Raw genomic sequence first — 18,515 nt, forward strand, 5'->3', positions numbered from 1 at the left:
TGCCGACTTGGCCTAAAACCCTTAGCGCATGCGATGGGTTTTAATTTTTTTTCGTGCCTCTCTCTCGCTCAGCACCAAGGACTCCATCACAAACAAGGTTAGGTTCCTCATGCAGTTTTCAAGCGCATCACAAAAAGTCAAGCGATGAGTTTCCTGAGCTTCAACTACAAGTGGTTCGAAGCTATCAAGGAATAGACTCCTCTCAAGAATATACTCGCCATCTTGAAAGGTCTCAAAAATAGCCTCTAGAGATTCATCTAGTTTTTTAGCATAAGCTACAGTGTAATAACTCCCATGATGCACTAGGCGATTCCTGATGAGATTAAGCAAACTCCAGGTTTTTGAAAGAGTCTCAAAATTTGCAAAAAACTTACTACGCTCCGCTAGCTTAATCGTGAAAATATCAAAAATCTTCTTGGCTTCTAGGACCTCTCTCAACTGCCGGGAGATTGCTTCTGCCGCAGAAGACTTTTCTCCGCCTACTTTACGACCAATTTCATTCCAATGAAGCCTGCTCAAGGTTTCCTCAAATAGGCCAAAGTAGCTCAAGTAAGCCGAGGAATTCAGAGCCGCCAATATAAGCTCTCTATTAGATAGCCCTACCTCATTGGAGCGCTCCTCAAAAATGTTACTGAAAAATGTTCGACCCTCATTATCTTGAACCATTATGCCTGGGTCGATCATAGCTGCGCGGGAATAATCGCGGAATATTTTTCGCCTGTGCTCGGAGCGTTCTGGCAGTTTCTGGATAAATTCATTAACGTCAGTATCTATATCTTCCCGGCTGCAACCCTCATAAGGGCCTGGCGTTAAAACCCCCTGAGAAAATACAGCGGGAACGGTGATCAGCGTATAACTTATCAAGAAGTTTTTGTAGTAGTAAGGGTCATTTGACTTGGCAGGTAGAACATCACAAAGAAAACTTGCAATTGGAAGCATAAACCTTATCCCTAGTTTATTGGTTTCGAAATTCCCTGTCGCGCCATACCTTCACAAAGACAAACTAAGGCGCAACGCAGCTCACCAATCCATATTAAAGCATTTCCCGTATATTAGGTTACTGATTGGTATCCGTCCGGCCAAGTCATCTAGTGGAAGAAAGCAACTGCCTCTTCCGATCAACGCACATTATGGCGATGGCTGAGGTCGTCTTTGATGATGCAACAAGGTCAAGCGGTGGCTGTGGAAGCCCAAGAGGCGTTTGTTTGGTTCGACACCAATGCAGTCGCCCACAACTCAGCAAGGGACAAGCCAGTTTGAAAAAATATTGTTTCACGTCTCTGAAGGCTTCGCGTTATGACTCCGTGACGGATAGCCTGGAAGTTCCCTCAGCCGGGATGCACCTCCAACCATAAGTTGACAATCCCAAACGACGGAGCCACGAGCATTTTGCGCCTTGAAAACTAGGTCGATTCAGAATCGACTTTTCGCCAGTGCCTGTCGACGGTCGTAGTTCCAATGCCGAGTTCGCGTGCGATTTCCGTCTTGGTACGGCCTAAGGACTGCAGAGATTGAACGGCCTTACGATTGTTCTCGGCACGCTTGCCTCTCACGCCCTGGGCACCTCCGTTACTAGCCTCGCTACGCAACCTTCCGGCCCCGACATACTCCCTAACCTGACGCTCTTGGCTTGCTTGATACTGTTCTAGCTTCAGCATGGCCAGACGAGCTTCTACGGTGGTAAGAACCAGGCTCGGGGGTATACCTAAACACTCGCACAAGGATACGAGTTTGGCTATAGAGATGCTTTGGCGGCCTAGCTCTACGTTCGCGAGGTATTCGCGGCTGAGCGCCCCCGAGCAATCCTCTCTTCGAAGCCCGGCATCAACTCGAATTTCCCTTAGGGTCTGCCCAAGCGTCTGCAGATAATCCATCTCTCTTCCGTGCAACCACAAAAGAGAGCATGAGGCCATGCTTTGACACCCCGCATCGCTGGGCTATAACATGTATATGTGGGACCACAAATGTCCTACAAGACTGGCCGGACAGCTTGGAGATGTAAGCTCGTCGTACTGATGGGCCTGTACAAGCCGTTCCGGCATTCCTCTCAACTGGGCCGCCATACGACGGACCGGCGAATTTGCGGCGGTGTGCTCATTGATCTACGTGCTTGACCCAGTTAGCAAGGCAGTTCATGCACGGTCGCACTGTGAAGTGGAAGACCTTAGCTTCCTATTGACCATTACCTCAATTCAGACCGGCCAGCGAGATCGAGCTGCGATAGTCCGTTGCGCTTACGAACTGCAGTCCTATTTAACTTGCGCCATGGATGTGAAGGTTGAGGAGGTGCAACTGCTGTGTCCGCCGAGCGTGAACGGCAGTGATGCTTGGAGCCTAGAACATCTGGAAAAAATCGCTTTTTACGAAGGGATCGGAACGGGCGAGTCCGCAGTTATTTATCAAACGTCTGGCAAAACCTACAAATTTGGCAATCTAGATCTACGCAAGAAGAAAACCCGGCGAATTTGGTATTCCGAACAGCACCTTTTTTCTCGTATTACTCAACAATCTCATCGGACTTTGGACATGCGAGAGCCGCATTTCTACGCATCCAAGGTGTGATAGAGCAATCATTTCGTCCTGATCTCACACAGTCGACTAACGACAGGCGTTAGCCAAGGTGCCTCCCTGACTGAATTAGAGCTAGCTTCAAACTCGCTACTGAATGCCAAGAAAATCGTCTGCTTCTCCGGAGCAGGTATTTCAGTGGAAAGCGGAATCCCCACCTACCGGGAAAAACAGACTGGATTTTGGGCCTGCCACAACCCCGAGCGTTTGGAAACAGCGAAAGCATTTCGAGAAAATCCAAGCCTGGTTTGGGGATGGTACTTGTGGCGACGACAACAGTTTTCGAAGGCTCAACCCAATGCAGCGCACTTGGCATTGCGCGAAATGGCCGGATCAATGCGAACCGTCTCTATCATCACTCAAAATATCGATGATCTTCACGAGAGAGCGGGCTCCGTAGATGTACTCCACCTGCACGGCAGCCTGTCCACACCAAAGTGCTTCGCGTGTCATCGGCCTGGAATGGTGAGGAATGAGTCGGCCATTATGGAAGAAGGTGCACTAATAGAGCCTCCGCGATGCACAAGGTGCAATGGAAAACTACGCCCCGGTGTGGTTTGGTACGGTGAGGATTTGCTTCCAGGCGTCTGGAAGGCTGCATTGTCGTTGGTGAAAAGCTGCGACGTGCTTATTTCAGTCGGTACGTCTGGAGTTGTCACCCCTGCCGCAGATTTACCTAACATTGCTCTGGCTTGTGGCGCGACCGTCATCCACGTAAATACGGTTGATGTAGGGATGGGGGCGCCCAATGAAATCATGTTGATCGGTAGAGCTACACAAATCCTCTCTCACCTATCTGCTTTTTTGTCTCGCGAGCTCAATTCACCGTAACAAGTACTCACTCTGACTGTGTTTACTGCACCCGAACGCGACGTATTGATGAAACAGCCTGGCTAGAACGGACGGTGCGGAGCTCATTTTTCTATCCCATTAGCGGTTCTCGGAGGTTTGTGATGACGACTCCTAAAGAGCGCAGCCGCGCCGTGATTCATACGGAAGGCTTCCTCAAACAGCTCGCGCGGGATACTTCCCTCCCTGAAAAAGTACGCCGGGACGCCCACTTTTTGCTTCGGCACTATCCTGAGAGGAGCGATGTTTTGCTGGCTGGGCGACTTGAGGAAGAGGCGACAATACTGCCATCGTTCCCGTTCTTGTATCCGATATTCGGATCTACGATCGATGAGTAGCGTCGCAGCACTGATCACCTCTCGATTGGACAGACGCAGTTCGTTAACGTCGGGCGGACGTCATTTTCTGTGCTACGAATCCCCCTCGCCGGCAGATGTCGTGTCCGGGATCAGTTGACCACTACAAAACATCGCTCCCGTCGTCAGAGTTTGATTGAAGGGCTCGAAAGTGTTGGACCGGTGCAGTGTTTTCACCTGCCAAAGATAGAATGATCGCATCGCACCTTCCAGTGCGTCCTCCCCCTCCCGATAGCACCGCCCTCGTGAAGTAAGTGCTGTACCGCAGTTACCACTGAACTGCATGGGGCGCGCAGTTCCCCAACCCGCATTCCAATAACAGAGGTCCGCGATGACCTGCTCGTCAACCTTAATCTCCAACTGTCCCCCGCGAGGAGTAAGTTCGGCTTGGTCGGTGCTAGGAAGCGTCGGAAGAAAAAGCCTTCCAGGATATAGGTCGTGTTGGAGATACCCCAAACGGTCGATACCAAGCGGCGCGGCAAGCGGCCAAGCCTTGCATTGGTCCTCCATCAGCCTATCTAGCGGGGGGGAAGCGAACACGGTTGTCGTGCTCAAAGGTTCAGGAGATGCACTACGAAGCATCCAACCGTCGGCCCAGAACTCCTCTAGATGTGCGGCCAAGTCAGCGTCGGCAATACTACTCTCCTCAGCTTGTGACCACCGGACGAGTGAAACCTCCACACACCGCTCCATTGAAACAAATATTGGAGAAGCGAAAGCGATCAGTTCGTCATCCGGCCGCGCTGTTTTTACGCGGGCTACCAAGCCTCGCATAGATGATTCGATAGCCTCTCTATCGCCATCGAAGTCAGTTGTAGCGGGGAACCAAATCGGGCGCTCAGGCCTGAGCAGGGCCAACGTCGGATGAACTGGTAAGGCCAATAGAGCACTAGCTTCAGCCCGATCCGTTGGCATGCCCCAGAACTCTTCAGCCACCGCCAACGTGCGAAGGTAGGCGGAGATAGCACGAAGGGCTGTCCGCGAGGAGAGCTGTCCGATGAAACCATCGCCTAGGGGGCGCGAGAAGTGCCAGGGGTCTCCTTGGAACGGGGCGTCTGGGTAGGCGGATCGATTCGCCGTCCACTCAAAAGCCATCTGCCGGACAAATGGTAGCCCTGTATGGTTCTCGAGCTCGCCCATGGAAGTCCGAAAGATCCGGGGCAGATCTGAGCCTTGCACTCCATCAAAGTCTTGGGGGATCACGAACTCCTCGGGCACCTCCTCCAGTTCTTCATCGTCGGCTTCGGCAAACATACTAAAGCTTTCCAGTAGCAGGTCCGAAAGGATGGATGACCTCGGGATGCTCTCAGCCAGCTTAGGAGTGGGTGAGTAGCCGTAGGCTTGTGCCGCCATCCAGTAGATACATAGGACCTCGATTACTTCAGCCTCAAGCTTGCGCGTAGTCAGCAGCTGGAGCAGTGCGGACTCGGTTTCGTCCCTCGAAGCTGGCTCATTTAGACGAGCGGCCAGTTCCTGCATGGTCCACCACCTTGCAGACGTCGACGGCCAACCAAGCCGGGCAATGAGGATGCGAAGTTCGTCCATCAAGCCTCCAATCCCGTAGAGGAGTTCAATTCCGCCGCCCAGCGCGGCCGCTCCAGTGGTAGGGTCCGGGTGTCTTCAATGACGCAGTTGACCATCATCTCGGCGAACTTCACGGCCTCCGCGATCCGCTTTTGTCGTGCATAGAAGTAGACCATCAATTCCGTAGGCGCCACACGCGGCGGTTCGGGGTTGCCGAACATGCCGTAAGTTGTAGCAGCCACGAATTCGTCGCAGCGTTGTGGATAGTGCTTGACGGCTAGATCGAGCCTTCTGCAGGTAGCCTCTTCTCTCTCCACAAATCCGACCCAGGCACCGTTATGGATGTGCGCTTGGACGAGGTACTTCCATGCCGCCTTCGCTCCACTCAGCTTGCGTCTTGTCTGAAATGCCAAGTCAGACAGCTCCAAGACGCCCTGGCGCCTGCCCTCTCCCGATAGAAGCAAGCCGTCGAGTGCCGCGAGCAGTCGCTTTCCTTGCCCAGCCTTGTCCCAATGTTGATACCAGTCGCGAAGAAGCCTCAATTTCTCGTTGTAGCTGGTCGATAGACTGTCGAGCAGGTCGCCGAGTTGTTCGGGTGCAAAGGTCGTGACATCTCCCGTGTACGGTTTGCTCTCGCTATCGCTGCCAGGACGTTCCGTTCGCTGCAGCAGGCCGATGTCCCAACCAACGTGCTCCCGAAGTACGCGAAGTCGCTCCACAGCGCTGGAGTTGCCTTCCCGTGCAATTCGATTCAGCGCGTCATGGATCTCCGGATGCAGACCGGTTCGCATCAGCGCGTCAAGAGGCCAACCATCCCTGACACCCTGCTCCACGTATTCCCGCAGACTGTCCTCCGCCTGCGACCAGTCGCCTGCGTGCGTATGCTCCTCGTACTTGGTCACCAAAGCTGACGGTCTCAGCTTCGCAAGCAGCCGATCAGCGGCGGCCAGAACATGTCTGGTGCCCTTCCCATCGGTGTAGTCCAGGACGTGATGGACCTGCGGCGCGATAAGGCCGAGCAACCGGCGAGCGTCGTTCGGTGCAACATCGACCAGGTAGCCGATGGCGTCGACCGTGTTGTTCAGCGTAGGGTCCTTGCGATGCGCATAGCCGGTTGTCAGCTCCCACGTCTGCTTGCACAACTCGCGAGCACTGGTACTCAACCCATGGGCTAACGCAATGGCACAGAGCTGGAGCGGCGTCTGAAGATGTATGCTGGTTTCCTGGCGGATCTCTGCATCAAGCAGGCCACGCTGGGACTGAACGAACGCCGCCGCCGCATCGTCGCTCATCCTCGTCAACATTCCGGTCGCGTACTGGGTGCGGAAGGACGCGCTGTCAAACCAAGCCTGCTGCCTGGCCGCCTCCATGGTTTCTTCGGTCAGGGCCACATCGTCGAAGTGGTCTAGTAGGATGCTCCCAAGACGGATGTCGCAGGCAATGCGATGTAGCGCGCTCCGGAAGTCTTCGGCCGCGGAGCTCGCGTCATGGCTTTGCCTGAAACGCCTGAACTCCACCGTCTTGAGCAACTCGAACAGCTCATGGAAGTCCACGAACTCTCCCCGCCACCAATGATGCGCAACCTGCGCCGCGGCCACAGAGAGCGCGTTGAGGAAGTCGGTGATGTTCTTCCTGTCTTCGTAGACGGGGGCCCGCACGAACTCAAAGGCAGTCTGACCTTCCGCAGCCATACACAGGCTCAGTTGAACGGCGCTGAAAAACCAGTGGTGCGCGAGTGTCGCCAGATCTTCCTTGCGCTCGTAGTAGTTGCCCTTGAGCCACTTAATGGGGATAGGCGCTTTCAACGATTTGGAGGCCCGCGTGCTAGCCGCTTCTACGGCAGCGACGAAGGGGGTTCGCTCAAGCTCGTTGAAGTCATCGCGCTCCGCGATACTCACTCCAGCGGTCGCCGCCGCACGGACGCACGCATCGCTGATGATGTTCTTGCTTTCACCAGGGGCGAGCGAAGCAGCGGCAGTCATCAAGTCATCTAAATTGCCTTCTTCAACAAGCATCTGGACTCGCGGCAGCCAAACGGCCGGCCCGTTTTCGGAAACTAGCTGGGCCAGCGCTGTCGGGGTTGCACCGATGGCACCAAGCCGCGCAAATGCGTCGATGAGGAACTGGAACTCATCTGAGCCGGCGCTCGACGAGTACCTGTCGGAGAACCGGCTCAGGCCTCTGAACCGTCGAAGCGCCTCTTCTCCACACGCTTCGGCCACAATTTCGTCGCCCCGAGCACGCAGGGCCAATCCGAGCGCGGCAAGCCGCAAGATGTCCGCCTCATGCCTGGAGGCCACAGCCTCTCGCACGACACCATCCTCTTCGGTCAGGATCAACGTGAACGAGATCAGCCTAGCCATGTCGTCGTTCTGCATCTGGTACTGACTGCCACCGACCATTCGCGCCTTAAGGTGCTCTAGGCGAAAGGCTTCAGCGAACTCGTTGGTGTCCAGCGCTGCGACCAGAGCATCGGACAGCAGCGTATCAAAGAGCGGCTCTGGATATCCCTCCTCCAGGCGGAGCATGATCCAATCGCGGGTGAGGCCCGCGATAAGATTCTTGGGGTTACCCAACCTCGCCTGAACCGTCCAGAGCCAGTTCACACGTAGCGAGGTGGGCGCAGTGCTCTCCAACCAGCTTGCAACAGCAGGCATCAGTTCGTTGATACGGTCGGCGTAGCCTGCGGTTGCACGCACGAAGACCGCCAAACTCTCGTGGAAAACCTTCAGGCCAGCCGCCGAAGAGTGAAGCAGATGCTCCACTTTAGCGACGTCCGGCTCCGCCGCGCCGACTTTCGCGGCGATCTCTCCGAATGCATCCCTAGGCCAGAAGAACGAGAAGGCACATACGAGCCGCAGCGTGTCCTTGAGACTTGGAGGAAGGCCTTCCCAAAGCGATGCGTAGTAGAACTTTGCATCCTTGCTCAAGTCTCCCTTCAGTTGCTCGACATCCCACTTCGACAAGCTGCGACCGGCATACTCAAGCTCCGCGGCAGCATAGATGACGTGCAAAGGATGGCCATTTGTCTTCGTGCGAAGCGCGGTTGCGGCCTCCTGCAGTTGCGTTTCCGCCCCATCCTTGCCCTCGAAGCCAGCGGTAAGCCTGCCCTCCTGAAATGCCTTACGTAAATAGGACAGGACTGCGTTCTCAGACATCGCCGGTAGCGTGCGCCACTCGGCCTTGGGCGCGAAGGCAAGCAGGTCCGTCGGCAATTGGGCGTCGTCCACAGGTTGGGTGCCAACCAGCAGCACCATGTTGTCCGGGCATGGAATCACCTGGGAGAACACATCGTCCAGCGGCCGCTTGTCCTCAGCGTTAATGCGCCAGACGTGATCTAGGCCGTCCAGGACAAGAACGAATGGCTTGGTCAGTTTCTTGTAGTGGGAAGCACACGCTTCGAGGAGCGAACGTAGGTCGCCCGCTGGGGCCTGAACATCGGGATGAAATCGTTTGACCTGTGCTTCGATGGACTGCTCGACCACGTAGCTGTTCACCCGGTCGCGCCCCCGCTCCGTCGTAGAGAGGAAGTAGTGGTGTCGGACCGTGGGAATGTCTCGCTCGGCGAGCGTGTCGCACAGAGCGCTCAGGTAGGTGCTCTTTCCACGGCCAGGAGGCCCCGTGAGCACGATCGCGCTCCCGGTAGCGCCGACGACGTCACGGACGAACTCCCGATGAAATGTCTCGTCGGGCACCTCGTAACCCTGGGGGACAACGAAGTCCTCAGGTAAAGGTGCCGGCGGTGTCGACCGCAGGATGGTGCGGACCTGCTCCAGCGTGATCCAACCGTCCGGGGGCGGGAAGTTCTTCCGCGTTGCCCAGTTCAACGCAACGTTCTTGAGGGTAGCAATGCCCTCAAGAGTGCCGTGCTTGCGAAGTCGTGCATCGACCTCTTGCTCCAGCGTGTCAAAACCCTTGTCGCTGTGACGAATTTGCAGTTGGCTGAAGAACGTCTCGCAGTCTTGCTCACCACCAAGTTCGGTGAGGACCTCAGAACGCCTGGGCTCTGGGATCTTGGCGAAGGAGATCTTGCCGCCGTCCAGGCAAGCTTCGATATCGGCGTCCGGCCGGCGGTTGGTCGTCAACGAGAGCACGCCAGTACGCGCCGGGTCTAGCGCCTTGAAGGCATCGAACCACTTGCGCAGCATCGACCTCGATCGCGCCGTCTTGCCGGTTTTCTCGAGCATCCAATTCCAGCAGAGTGGATGCACGTGTGAGGACGGGGTGAACTTGACCTGCTGGAGATCAACCAGACCATCTGCACGCTCGACAACGATGTCATCCAGCCCCATCGGCGCGACGGCCTCGTCGTCGCACTCAAACCTCACCCGGGTGTAGCGAGCCGGCGCGTCAAGCCAATCACAGAGGATTCGGAGGCCTTGCCGGTTTTGGTAGATGTAACCCGCGGCAGTTATCGCGGTGTTCTTGATGTCTTCAGACATGGATGGACTCAACTTCAGAGGCCGCCACGATACCGTCAGTCCGTACCGCGAACTCGGTGATGCGACTAAAGACAACAATACGCGGGTTGTCCGTTACCACCGGGAAGCGCGAGATCAACATGTGCTGCACAAGCTCGACGCCCAACTCCATCCTCAGAAGGTGCTCCCGATTGCGCTCTTTCATCAAAGCTTTCTCATATGCTCGCACGAGACCGCGATTGTAGCGGGCAAAAGCGACCGCAGGGGCGAGGATCGTTGCGACCGAGAGCGAAGTCATTCAAGCCTCGACGCAGTAGAAGCGACCGCTGGAGCGCCTACGGCCTGTTGTGTGAGCCAGGCATCTAATACATCGATTCGGGGAACGATTATGTAAAAAGTCGGCTTCGTTTTCATTGAATAAAGGAACGCATCTGAGATTGAAAGCCATGTTTTGTGCAGAAAGATCACGACTAAGACTTGACGTGGCAGCGTGTAAAAAAACGCCGTCACTGCTCAAGGCAGGGGCAGCCAGGCTGGGCCGATATTTTCAACACAATCGTCCGACGCGTATGGCTTGCGAAGAACATGACCCAGGGTATTGATACCGATCTTTACGGGCGCTAGCCTGAGCAAGCTGGAATCGGCACCCACAAAGGGCTAAGTAGTTAACACATCGATCTATTCCGCCTCCCACACGCAAAAGGATATTGTTATGGCAACTACCATGTACTTTGAAGAAACGATCAAGGATCAAGGTAATAGAACCTCAATGGACGTAGAAATCGGTCGATCTTCTTTCTACCCAGAAGACAGCATCTACATTAACGTCGATGGAAAATTGGTAATAATGGATCGAGAAACTGCCAAACGATTTGTGGAGGCGGTCGTATCAGTCGGTTTTTATCATGGGTTTACTGAGTAACCAGCAGCTAGCCCCCTCTGTTCTAGCGTGTAGCTACGTCTACTGGGGTGAGGCATGCCTTTCTCTTGGTCATGATGCTTGGGTTTGGGGAGTAATCGAGCAGAAAGAGCACCTAAGCCCAGCGCCTGCCCGCACCCCCATGATGTGTAGGCGGCTTGACGTGTTTGACCTGTAGCCTTATGATATCCGCCACAGGTGATACGCTACCTTTAAGTGCGAACTTGAAATCAGGTGATACGCTACCTTAAGTGCGAGCTTGAAATCGGGTGATACGCTACCCTAAGTGCGAACTTGAAATCAGGCTCTCGCCGCCTCAAAGGCGAGTAAAAAAGTGGCGAAAGCCACTTTTTTTTGCCTTGGCGAGGGGATTTATGAGGTTTTACACGGTTACGGACGACTACATCGCCTTCTTGCAGCAGTTCGATGGAAAGGTCCCCAACAATGGCGGTGCAGGGTACAAAGGCAAAAAGGTCTACGTCGGTATATTGCTGGAGATAGGCAATCACAAATTCTTAGCCCCTCTGACCTCTTACAAGCCCGCACAGGATCGCATCCAGTCGTCGTCGTGCTCTGCTTTCAAGCTGCATGAGCGTACCAATCCAGACAACAAGCTTGGCCTCATCGCCCTGAACTACATGGTTCCTGTGCTCGATAGCGAGCTAGTCGAACTAGACATTGACGCCCAGGAAGGGCGCTACAAGCAGATGCTTTACCGCCAGTACGAATTCATCAAGGCGAACCGCCAGGAAATCATCGACCGCGCATCCAAGCTCTACGAGCATGTGGTCATCAAGCGCAGCGACTTCTTCGTCAAAATTTCCTGCGACATCCCGAAGCTCGTGGACGAGCATAAGAACTACAAGAAGCCAGAATGAGCCGATTAGAGTTCGTAAGTGCCTGCGAGCGATCGCTGGGCTTAAGTGCTCTTTCTGTTCCATTGCTCCCAAACCGCACGCTTGAATCGCCCAAGATTTCTAGACGCGCATAAATGGCTGCTTCTGGCCGATTGCTTTCAGGGAAACAGGCAGAAATCGGCTGAAGCGGACATACATATCCAGTAAAAAACTTACTGGGCATCAAGTGATGCAGTGAACGGCCATTCCCCATATGCCAATTGGGGCTTTCCCCAAATCCCCTGAGGTCCCAGTAGGGGTCAAAGCCCCTCATCTGTTTGTTCAGGCGAGCGCCCTTCGAGAAACGCCCGATACAGTTCATCGTAATCTGGACGTAGTTCGTTGTACCGAGCTACCCGTTCATCAGGCAGGTCAGCAATCGCGCGGAACCTATGATAAAGGTTTTGCGATTGGTTCGAATCAAGCTTTTGGAGAGCTTTTTTGGCTTGTCGCGAAAGGCGTTGTGGCGACCAAACCTGGCCCCGGTCGTCTATTACGACCACCAGCGAACGATAAGTGAAGGCGCTGGTGTCACCAATGCGTCCGCTAGACTTTCCCCTATTGTACTTTTGTAGCTTAAGCGCAACGACAAGACTACTGTCGGTCTGCTTCAGCAATGAAAGTAGCGTGCCACGGGTTACAAGCAATCGGTATCCAGTGTTACTCCAAGCGTGTTCACCCCGGCCACCCTCGGCCCCCCAGGCCTCGGCACGATATGCTTCCTTTCCATCGATCCACCAGTGACGTGTTACCTCATCACTCGCGACTGTTCCCAGCAGGTCTCGCGTCCAATCCGATGGAAAAGGCCGGCAAAGGGCGGTAGTGGAACTGTAGGGATCATGCCGATCTAGCTGCAGCTCGGGGTTCGGTGTCGTTGTGATCCATGACTGAATCGTATGACCATCGCAGCCGAATTCACGGGTAATCTCTTCTTGATCGCCGGGTAACCATCGAAAAAATGCTTCGTCTGACATAATCGCCATGACCACCGATTGCGCATCTCGTTCATTCGCCAGTACGCTTTGAAGCGTAATGGTTGTGTCTGGGCCAATCGACCAGCGTCCCACAGCTGGGACCCAATTCGCTACGACCTTGTCCTCCAAAAAGCCCACTAATGGACCTAGCAGATTGCCGTCTTCGCGGATGGTGCTGGTCTCACCGCTCTCCGGCATGTGTATGTCCGCTTCCTTGGTAAGGTCGAGCGGAAACAGGTCGGTGAGATCCGCAAGCCAGAGACCGTCGTCTCGTGACAGCGTATATTCCTTCAGGAATGCCGCCCAAGCATCGCCGCTCCAGTCCTCTTCGACAACCGTACGTGTTGCTAGTAGATCACCGGCAACAAGCATGAGGGCATGCCAGCCGAGGTATCCACCATACCGATCTCGGTCGGGAACGTATCCCGACGACCAGGATTCGTCATGACTACTGCTACGTGGGCAGTCGTGCATTGCCCGAACGTTTGTGTCCCATCTCCGTACCCATGCGTTGATTTGGTCTTTCACATTCCAGCCTGGACAGCCGAAAACACCGCATAAGCGTTCAACGTGATATTTGTTGAAGTCGTAGTCGAGGTAAAAGCTATCCTCCGGTTGTGGTGATACGTCTGGCCTAGGCGCATATCGAAGCTGGCGATGATCAGTACTCGGAGCGTATGGATAAGGCGACCGGTTCGCTGGGGCAAGTTTGGCAATAAGCTTTTCCTGCTCTTCGGATGCCATTGTCTGCGCAAGCTCACGAAGTATGTCGATCGCGAAGGCGCGCATAACGATATGCGGAAACTCAGTAGAAAGGGCAACTCGCTCGAAGAAAGCGCGATGAGGGACTAATGCGAAAGCAACGTCTTTTGCCACGCGAGCGAGAGCTATTAACAGCCAGAGCTGCGCATGCATTACATAGAAAGGGAGCTTCGCATCACCAAAAGGTAAGCTCCATACAGACTCAAAGCGCTCAATCAGTCCTTCGACTACATCAAACCGTTCGGTTGCCACGAAGCGCCTAACCGCATGAGCAGCGCGCCAGCGCATTGCCGCAACTGGATGGCCAAGCCTCGCCCACACTAGGCCCGCTACGAATGTCGCCTCGTCGAGCGGAACCGCAAAACGAGCGTCCCATGGTCCGTCGCCAACTTCGGACGGCAGCTTTTCACCTGTGTTCGCCAGAAACCGTTCGAGACCTTCCGAAATTGCACTGGGACTGACGTCAGGTGCCAGCCTCGCGGCGAGCGCAAGCCAGGCATTACCTCCAAGGCTATTCGCAGTGCTCCGCAGGGCGGCAACTACGTGCTCAACAAGAGTTGCCCGGTTGGCATGAAAATATTGCTCCAGCCCCCTCCAGTCTCCCCATGCGTCAGTACTGGAACTGGCGAGCTCGGCAGCGTGCTTGGTAGCCAACCGCAGCCCTAAGTCTGGAAGCGCATCGCGCATAGCGGCCGACGAATTACTCCACGCGGTCAAGTGACCGTCCAGCGCACGGATTTTGTCGGCAAGCGTGGCAGCCGTTGATTCAACGACTGCGCGGACGAACCCAAGACGGTTAGCCGGAGAGTTTGCTTGCTTCGCCAAATCAGTCAGCGTCCGAACCGGCCATCGTCGTCCAAATCGGTCGACCTCCTCGTTAAGTATCTGACGATCGATATTATCTGGATCCGTGAAGTCAACCGGGAAGACGATTGGCGGTTCTGTAGGAGTCGCTGGAGACGGGATCATCTGAGTTGCGAGCTTGGAGCCGAGGCGAGCGAGTAACTTCTGGATTCGTATTCGCGCTCGGGAGGAGGCAGGGAGATTGTGTTCAGCTAGGTCATGTAGACCTTCGATCGTGTTTCTTTGAGGCGACAATTGATCATCGCGATCAAGCTCGATTAGGAGCAAATTGAAGAACCATTCCCTTCGCTCTTGTGGCAAACGGCTAATGACCTCTGATGCGAAGTCCGAGATATGCCACGTCCAGGTTTCGATAGGAGCAGCCAAACCAAACAAAGCGACGGCGGACTCAACCGATATCTTCGATTCGCGAATGAGGGAAGTGAGCGCTGGGCCGAGTGACAGTCCGAGTCGAGCTACGTCGCGATCATCTAACCGCGCCAAGATTGCCAACGTGGCTCGACCGGCAGTCGGCACCATAGATTTGGCATATTCGGCCCACGGGAGTTTGCTGTCCTCATTTAGATTTAATTCGAGAATGCGGGCTAGGGTATGCGCCGACGCCGGTGAAAGTTCGCCTCCAGAATAGTGGCCCGTCAGCTCAAGCAAGTGGTTAGTACGATCGAAATCATCCGATCCTATCGCTTCCGTAAGGTCGAGTGCACGACGGAAATAGGCTGCCGCCTCTTCCGTGCTGACTCGCCAGACTGCGCGAGCAAGCCCACCGTAGGATGAAACCTTGCTCCCAACATCGGTATCGAGCTGAATTTTGCGCTCGATATGACCGGCAAGAACTAGCGCAGCATCATGGCAGTCGAGGATGCGTGACAGTCGAGCTACTGTATTAGTGAGTTCCGGCGTGAATAGGCCCGGAGCGTTTGCTGCCCACTCGACCATTCGATTCGCAAGCGTCGCGTTGAGTTCACCTAATGTATCGGCGAGATCAAAAAACACTCGGAAACCGATTTGCGCAAGATAGGCTTTCCCGTCGCGATAGGGATAGTTTGATGACTGTTCGACCTCGCGAACAAGTCTGTCAAAGGCAGCGGTTACCACCTCACTTCGCGTTTTTCCACTTGGTGGGCGAATGATGTCGGCAACATCCTTCGCGTAGTTCAGAAGCGGTAAGATCCGGCCGCTAAGAGTACGTGAATAGCCGGATCGCTGTTCCTCATCCAGGCGATTGTGCCTCTTTCGGCGAGAGCGAGTTCCATCGAACTTCGGAGCCTCCAGCTTCTGGTTTAGCACCCGGACGAAGGTTGCACCACCCCGTGACCGCGCACTTGCTGGAACTAACTCGATAAGTTCGGTCGGCGCGATATCGATCAAGGCGGGATTTTTTCGTTTCAGGGACGCTCGAACTCCCGCAGCCAGCACGACCACGTGGATTATGGGAGCGATCGGATACTGACTTGAATAGTCGTAGATGGTCGGCGGTGTAAGTGTAGCTGCGGCGAGGATGACTGCTGCCTCTTTCTCCAAGCCAAGGTCAATTGCCAGCGCCGACGCGGACACGCTGGCCATCTCCAAACCATTGCTTTTTCCATTTTCAGAAACGACGGCTGCCAGCGCTTGTATGAGCCTGCGGGCATGGGATGGGTCGCGACCGGCGAATAGAAGCGCGGCAGCGTAGAGCGCTGGAGACGGGAGTCGGCAACGCAACAATCGGATTGCAATACGGTTTCTGGGCGGGTGCGGGGAACATTGGTGTCGATCCAGAAGGTCGAATAAGTCGTGAAATTTAGCGAAGGCATCGCTATCGGCTCGACGAGCAAAAAACTCCGCAACGCGCACGTCATTACCCGCTAGCATTTCGACATAGGCGAAGCCAATATCGTCCCATTGCCCTGAAGTGGACGATTTTTTTAAACGTCCGCTGCGTTTGGTCTGCGCCGCCCAATTGTGCCAATCGATTGATCGCCGAGCATGTCGACGAGCCTCCTCTCGGTCGCCTAGGAAGGCATTCGCAAGTGCAAGAGCAGAGTGTTTTCCCCCCGGCCAACCAACATTGGTCGCGGAAAGCCGTCGTAGTGCTTCGGCGTCACCCGCTACAGCTGCAAGATCGGGATGCTCGTATAGAAAGCGGTCGGATCGCTCATGTCCCGCAGCAACGAGCGACGCCTCCAGTAACAGGCGCATTAGATCGTCGCGGCGGTTTAATTCTCCCGCCAGCCCTATCGCAGCTGTAATCCGCGACAAGCGGATGTCGCGTACGCTTACTTGTGAAGCACCTCGTGGAGCGCGTGGGTCATAGGCCAATTGAATGAGTTGATCGGCATCTCGTAGAGAGGTAAGTAACGCTGGCAGGGCTCGCGCTGCATAGTTTGAGGTGGCCTGGCGTTCTTGGAGGGCGGCGATAACACGATCTCGACCGGCTTGGCTAGCGCCGTAGTTTGATCGGATCAAAGTCTCGGTCGGTTCATCGCGGAACATCAAGCCGTGTGGCGTTCGCTCAAGTAAGGGAGCAAGGTCGGCTGCAAAACTTTCAACCTGCTCCGCGACCAGGCCATGTGCTGCAGCAAGCTCTTCGATAGGAACTGGGGGAGCCAGCAAGGCGACGCCTGTGAGTAGAAGATCGATGTCTGCATCGCTTGCACCGCGAGTACGTGCAGTTTCACGCGCATCGTTGAGTCGCTTGCGAAGCAGGACGTCGAGCAAATCTTGCGGCTCTTCAAGGGCGTCAGGAAAAATCACTGGATCAAAAGGCCGCCCGGTGGTGATCAGGCTATCGAGACAGCGTGGGTTGCGACCTGACCGGGTCAGCAGAGCAGCAATCTCGTCGGCTGATGAATCCGGCACGCGCCGTTCGACAAGGGCGCGTACTTCCGTGTCAGTAAACAATGGAAGTGCGAAAAGGCGATGCGAGGTATCGCCGGTTGCCAGCCTGAGCCGCTCAGTCCGGCAGGATGCAATAAGGCGAACACCATCGATAGGGTCGACGCTGATGCTGCGCATTAGAAGATGTGCGAATGACGATGTCGCGGTTTCCTGCGCGGCAAGCCCAGCATGGTCGATCGCGTCAAGCACCAGTGAAACACATGCTTCACTGCGAGCTCGCCGCGCCGCTTCTACCGACTGGGCAAGCCGTCGGCGGAATGCCCTCATCAAACCCGTCACGTCCGCCACTGGCAACAGAATGTCGCACAGGCTTTGCCCAGCCATTAGATTGGCAAGATGGACGAGCGTCCTTTCCGGAAGGTGCCGGCCGTCGGCTGGATCCCGCCAACGACCTGCGCCGAAACCATCAAAAAGCACCACGGGGCCATCGGCTCGCAAGCGGTCGGCGAGGCCTTGCATTAATACAGTCTTACCCATGCCACCTGCAGCATGAACGACGAGAGGAAGACCTGGTTCGCGGGCGAGTATTGCAATGTGGTCAAGAACGGTGCGCTGAATGACGACCTCAACCTCGGGGAACGCATCGGGCGTTGGATACAGACGGTCCTCGTGCTCCACTTCCAGCTCAGCCAAGACAGCTACCCGATCAACACGCTTGTCCGTCTCGCTCCCGGGACCCGCCTTGATCCTGATGAGATTCCGTAACTTGAGCAGGCGCTTCTCTGCATCCGGATCGCTAGGTTCGCTCCATGCGGCCAGCACTACTGAAATTGCACGCTCCGCCTCGGCCAAACTTCCCTTGCTGCCGACCAATTCCAATCGTTGCAGCAGGTCAGCAAGGGGGTGGGGATACTCTTTCAGAGCTTGTGCGATCTGACCTGCTTGTCGGCCTACGTCACCGATTTCTTGCGTGCCCGCCACAACCGCTGAAATCGCTTTCCCTAAGTTCTCGTGGATAGGCCTGTTCGTGGCAAACTCATACCTGACCACGGCAATAACATGGTCATCGCCATGCATCGCCCGAAGCTCTGCATCGGTCGTGGCAAACTTGGCGAGAGTTGATGCAAAGTCAGCAGCTCGAACTGCGGTTTCGGCACTCGCGATCGAGTATTTGAACTGAACGACCGTAACCAGGTGCGCTCCGGCAACATTAGTGGCGCCGTGGTATCGAACAAGGTCGGCGATCTCGACTGCACCGGTTCCCAAACTCTGCTCGTCGCGCTCATCGAATCCTTCGAGCGTTATGGCAGTAAGGTCGGTTGACGGCGGCAGAAGTTCAAGGGCTGTCCGCGCGGCCCAAGCCTCATGAAAGGCATGCCCCGCCTTTGATGCGCGAACTTTGTCGATTGCAATCGTTGCTGTACCAGTTTCGTCGTTACTCATGATTGGCTTGATGCATCCCGTCTATCGTCCTGATTTCATAAGCCAGCCTAGTCGCCTGCGGCATCAACGGCCGATCAGATAGGACTGCTTCCACGTCCTGTTGGCTTGGTATCGACAATACC

11 protein-coding genes are annotated in these 18,515 nt (G+C 55.3%); 5 read left to right on the plus strand and 6 right to left on the minus strand.

Features of this window, described 5'->3' with window-relative positions:
- Window positions 1-21: 21 nt before the first annotated feature.
- Both H8B20_RS22625 and H8B20_RS22630 read right to left on the minus strand, forming a co-directional pair.
- The gene (locus H8B20_RS22625) at window positions 22-939 is read right to left on the minus strand and encodes a hypothetical protein (protein WP_210624689.1); all 918 of its coding nucleotides are present in this window, start codon (window positions 937-939) and stop codon (window positions 22-24) included.
- Window positions 940-1,403: 464 nt separating this feature from the next.
- Window positions 1,404-1,913: a helix-turn-helix domain-containing protein gene (locus tag H8B20_RS22630; RefSeq protein WP_342345720.1), complete on the minus strand. Its 510-nt coding sequence runs from the start codon at window positions 1,911-1,913 to the stop codon at window positions 1,404-1,406.
- Window positions 1,914-2,106: 193 nt separating this feature from the next.
- Here H8B20_RS22630 and H8B20_RS22635 point away from each other — a divergent pair, with 193 nt between their 5' ends.
- The 3 genes from H8B20_RS22635 (at window position 2,107) to H8B20_RS28155 (ending at window position 3,755) form a co-directional block, all read left to right on the plus strand.
- Complete coding sequence (locus tag H8B20_RS22635) at window positions 2,107-2,562, plus strand: hypothetical protein (RefSeq protein WP_342345722.1); 456 nt, start codon at window positions 2,107-2,109, stop codon at window positions 2,560-2,562.
- A 66-nt stretch (window positions 2,563-2,628) separates the two neighbouring features.
- Window positions 2,629-3,399, plus strand: a complete 771-nt coding sequence (locus tag H8B20_RS22640; protein ID WP_177111231.1) for an SIR2 family NAD-dependent protein deacylase — start codon at window positions 2,629-2,631, stop codon at window positions 3,397-3,399.
- Window positions 3,400-3,521: 122 nt separating this feature from the next.
- A complete protein-coding gene (locus H8B20_RS28155; RefSeq protein ID WP_122686212.1) occupies window positions 3,522-3,755 on the plus strand; it encodes a BPSL0761 family protein in 234 nt (77 codons plus the stop codon).
- Window positions 3,756-3,827: 72 nt separating this feature from the next.
- Here H8B20_RS28155 and H8B20_RS22645 read toward each other — a convergent pair whose 3' ends face one another.
- From H8B20_RS22645 to H8B20_RS22655, 3 genes are read right to left on the minus strand one after another with little or no spacing between them, the layout of a single operon-like run.
- Window positions 3,828-5,318, minus strand: a complete 1,491-nt coding sequence (locus H8B20_RS22645) for a multidrug DMT transporter permease (RefSeq protein ID WP_169904303.1) — start codon at window positions 5,316-5,318, stop codon at window positions 3,828-3,830.
- Window positions 5,318-9,739: an NACHT domain-containing protein gene (locus H8B20_RS22650; protein WP_169904304.1), complete on the minus strand. Its 4,422-nt coding sequence runs from the start codon at window positions 9,737-9,739 to the stop codon at window positions 5,318-5,320. The genes H8B20_RS22645 and H8B20_RS22650 overlap by 1 nt, the downstream gene beginning before the upstream one ends.
- Window positions 9,732-10,016 (minus strand): hypothetical protein, encoded by a 285-nt coding sequence (locus H8B20_RS22655; protein WP_169904305.1) that lies wholly within the window; start codon window positions 10,014-10,016, stop codon window positions 9,732-9,734. Before H8B20_RS22655 ends, H8B20_RS22650 begins: the two co-directional genes overlap by 8 nt.
- 414 nt (window positions 10,017-10,430) lie before the next feature.
- Here H8B20_RS22655 and H8B20_RS22660 point away from each other — a divergent pair, with 414 nt between their 5' ends.
- Window positions 10,431-10,640 carry a hypothetical protein gene (locus tag H8B20_RS22660; protein WP_169904306.1) on the plus strand — a complete coding sequence of 70 codons (210 nt, stop codon included), beginning with the start codon at window positions 10,431-10,433 and terminating at the stop codon, window positions 10,638-10,640.
- 371 nt (window positions 10,641-11,011) lie between these two features.
- Window positions 11,012-11,515 (plus strand): type III toxin-antitoxin system ToxN/AbiQ family toxin, encoded by a 504-nt coding sequence (locus H8B20_RS22665; protein ID WP_169904307.1) that lies wholly within the window; start codon window positions 11,012-11,014, stop codon window positions 11,513-11,515.
- Window positions 11,516-11,793: 278 nt separating this feature from the next.
- Here the strand turns inward: H8B20_RS22665 and H8B20_RS22670 are convergent, their stop codons facing one another.
- On the minus strand, window positions 11,794-18,393 hold the full coding sequence (locus H8B20_RS22670) for a hypothetical protein (protein ID WP_169904308.1): 6,600 nt from the start codon (window positions 18,391-18,393) through the stop codon (window positions 11,794-11,796).
- Window positions 18,394-18,515: the final 122 nt, after the last annotated feature.

The organism is Pseudomonas sp. P42, from assembly GCF_017973755.1.
GTDB lineage: Bacteria > Pseudomonadota > Gammaproteobacteria > Pseudomonadales > Pseudomonadaceae > Aquipseudomonas > Aquipseudomonas iridis.

Excerpts from the sequence above, each read along its gene's own strand:
- H8B20_RS22660 (WP_169904306.1), top strand. The coding sequence starts at position 10,431 with ATGGCAACTACCATGTACTTTGAAGAAACGATCAAGGATCAAGGTAAT.
- H8B20_RS22665 (WP_169904307.1), top strand. The coding sequence starts at position 11,012 with ATGAGGTTTTACACGGTTACGGACGACTACATCGCCTTCTTGCAGCAG.
- H8B20_RS22670 (WP_169904308.1), bottom strand. The coding sequence starts at position 18,393 with ATGAGTAACGACGAAACTGGTACAGCAACGATTGCAATCGACAAAGTT.
- H8B20_RS22625 (WP_210624689.1), bottom strand. The coding sequence starts at position 939 with ATGCTTCCAATTGCAAGTTTTCTTTGTGATGTTCTACCTGCCAAGTCA.
- H8B20_RS28155 (WP_122686212.1), top strand. The coding sequence starts at position 3,522 with ATGACGACTCCTAAAGAGCGCAGCCGCGCCGTGATTCATACGGAAGGC.
- H8B20_RS22650 (WP_169904304.1), bottom strand. The coding sequence starts at position 9,739 with ATGTCTGAAGACATCAAGAACACCGCGATAACTGCCGCGGGTTACATC.
- H8B20_RS22645 (WP_169904303.1), bottom strand. The coding sequence starts at position 5,318 with ATGGACGAACTTCGCATCCTCATTGCCCGGCTTGGTTGGCCGTCGACG.
- H8B20_RS22630 (WP_342345720.1), bottom strand. The coding sequence starts at position 1,913 with ATGGCCTCATGCTCTCTTTTGTGGTTGCACGGAAGAGAGATGGATTAT.
- H8B20_RS22655 (WP_169904305.1), bottom strand. The coding sequence starts at position 10,016 with ATGACTTCGCTCTCGGTCGCAACGATCCTCGCCCCTGCGGTCGCTTTT.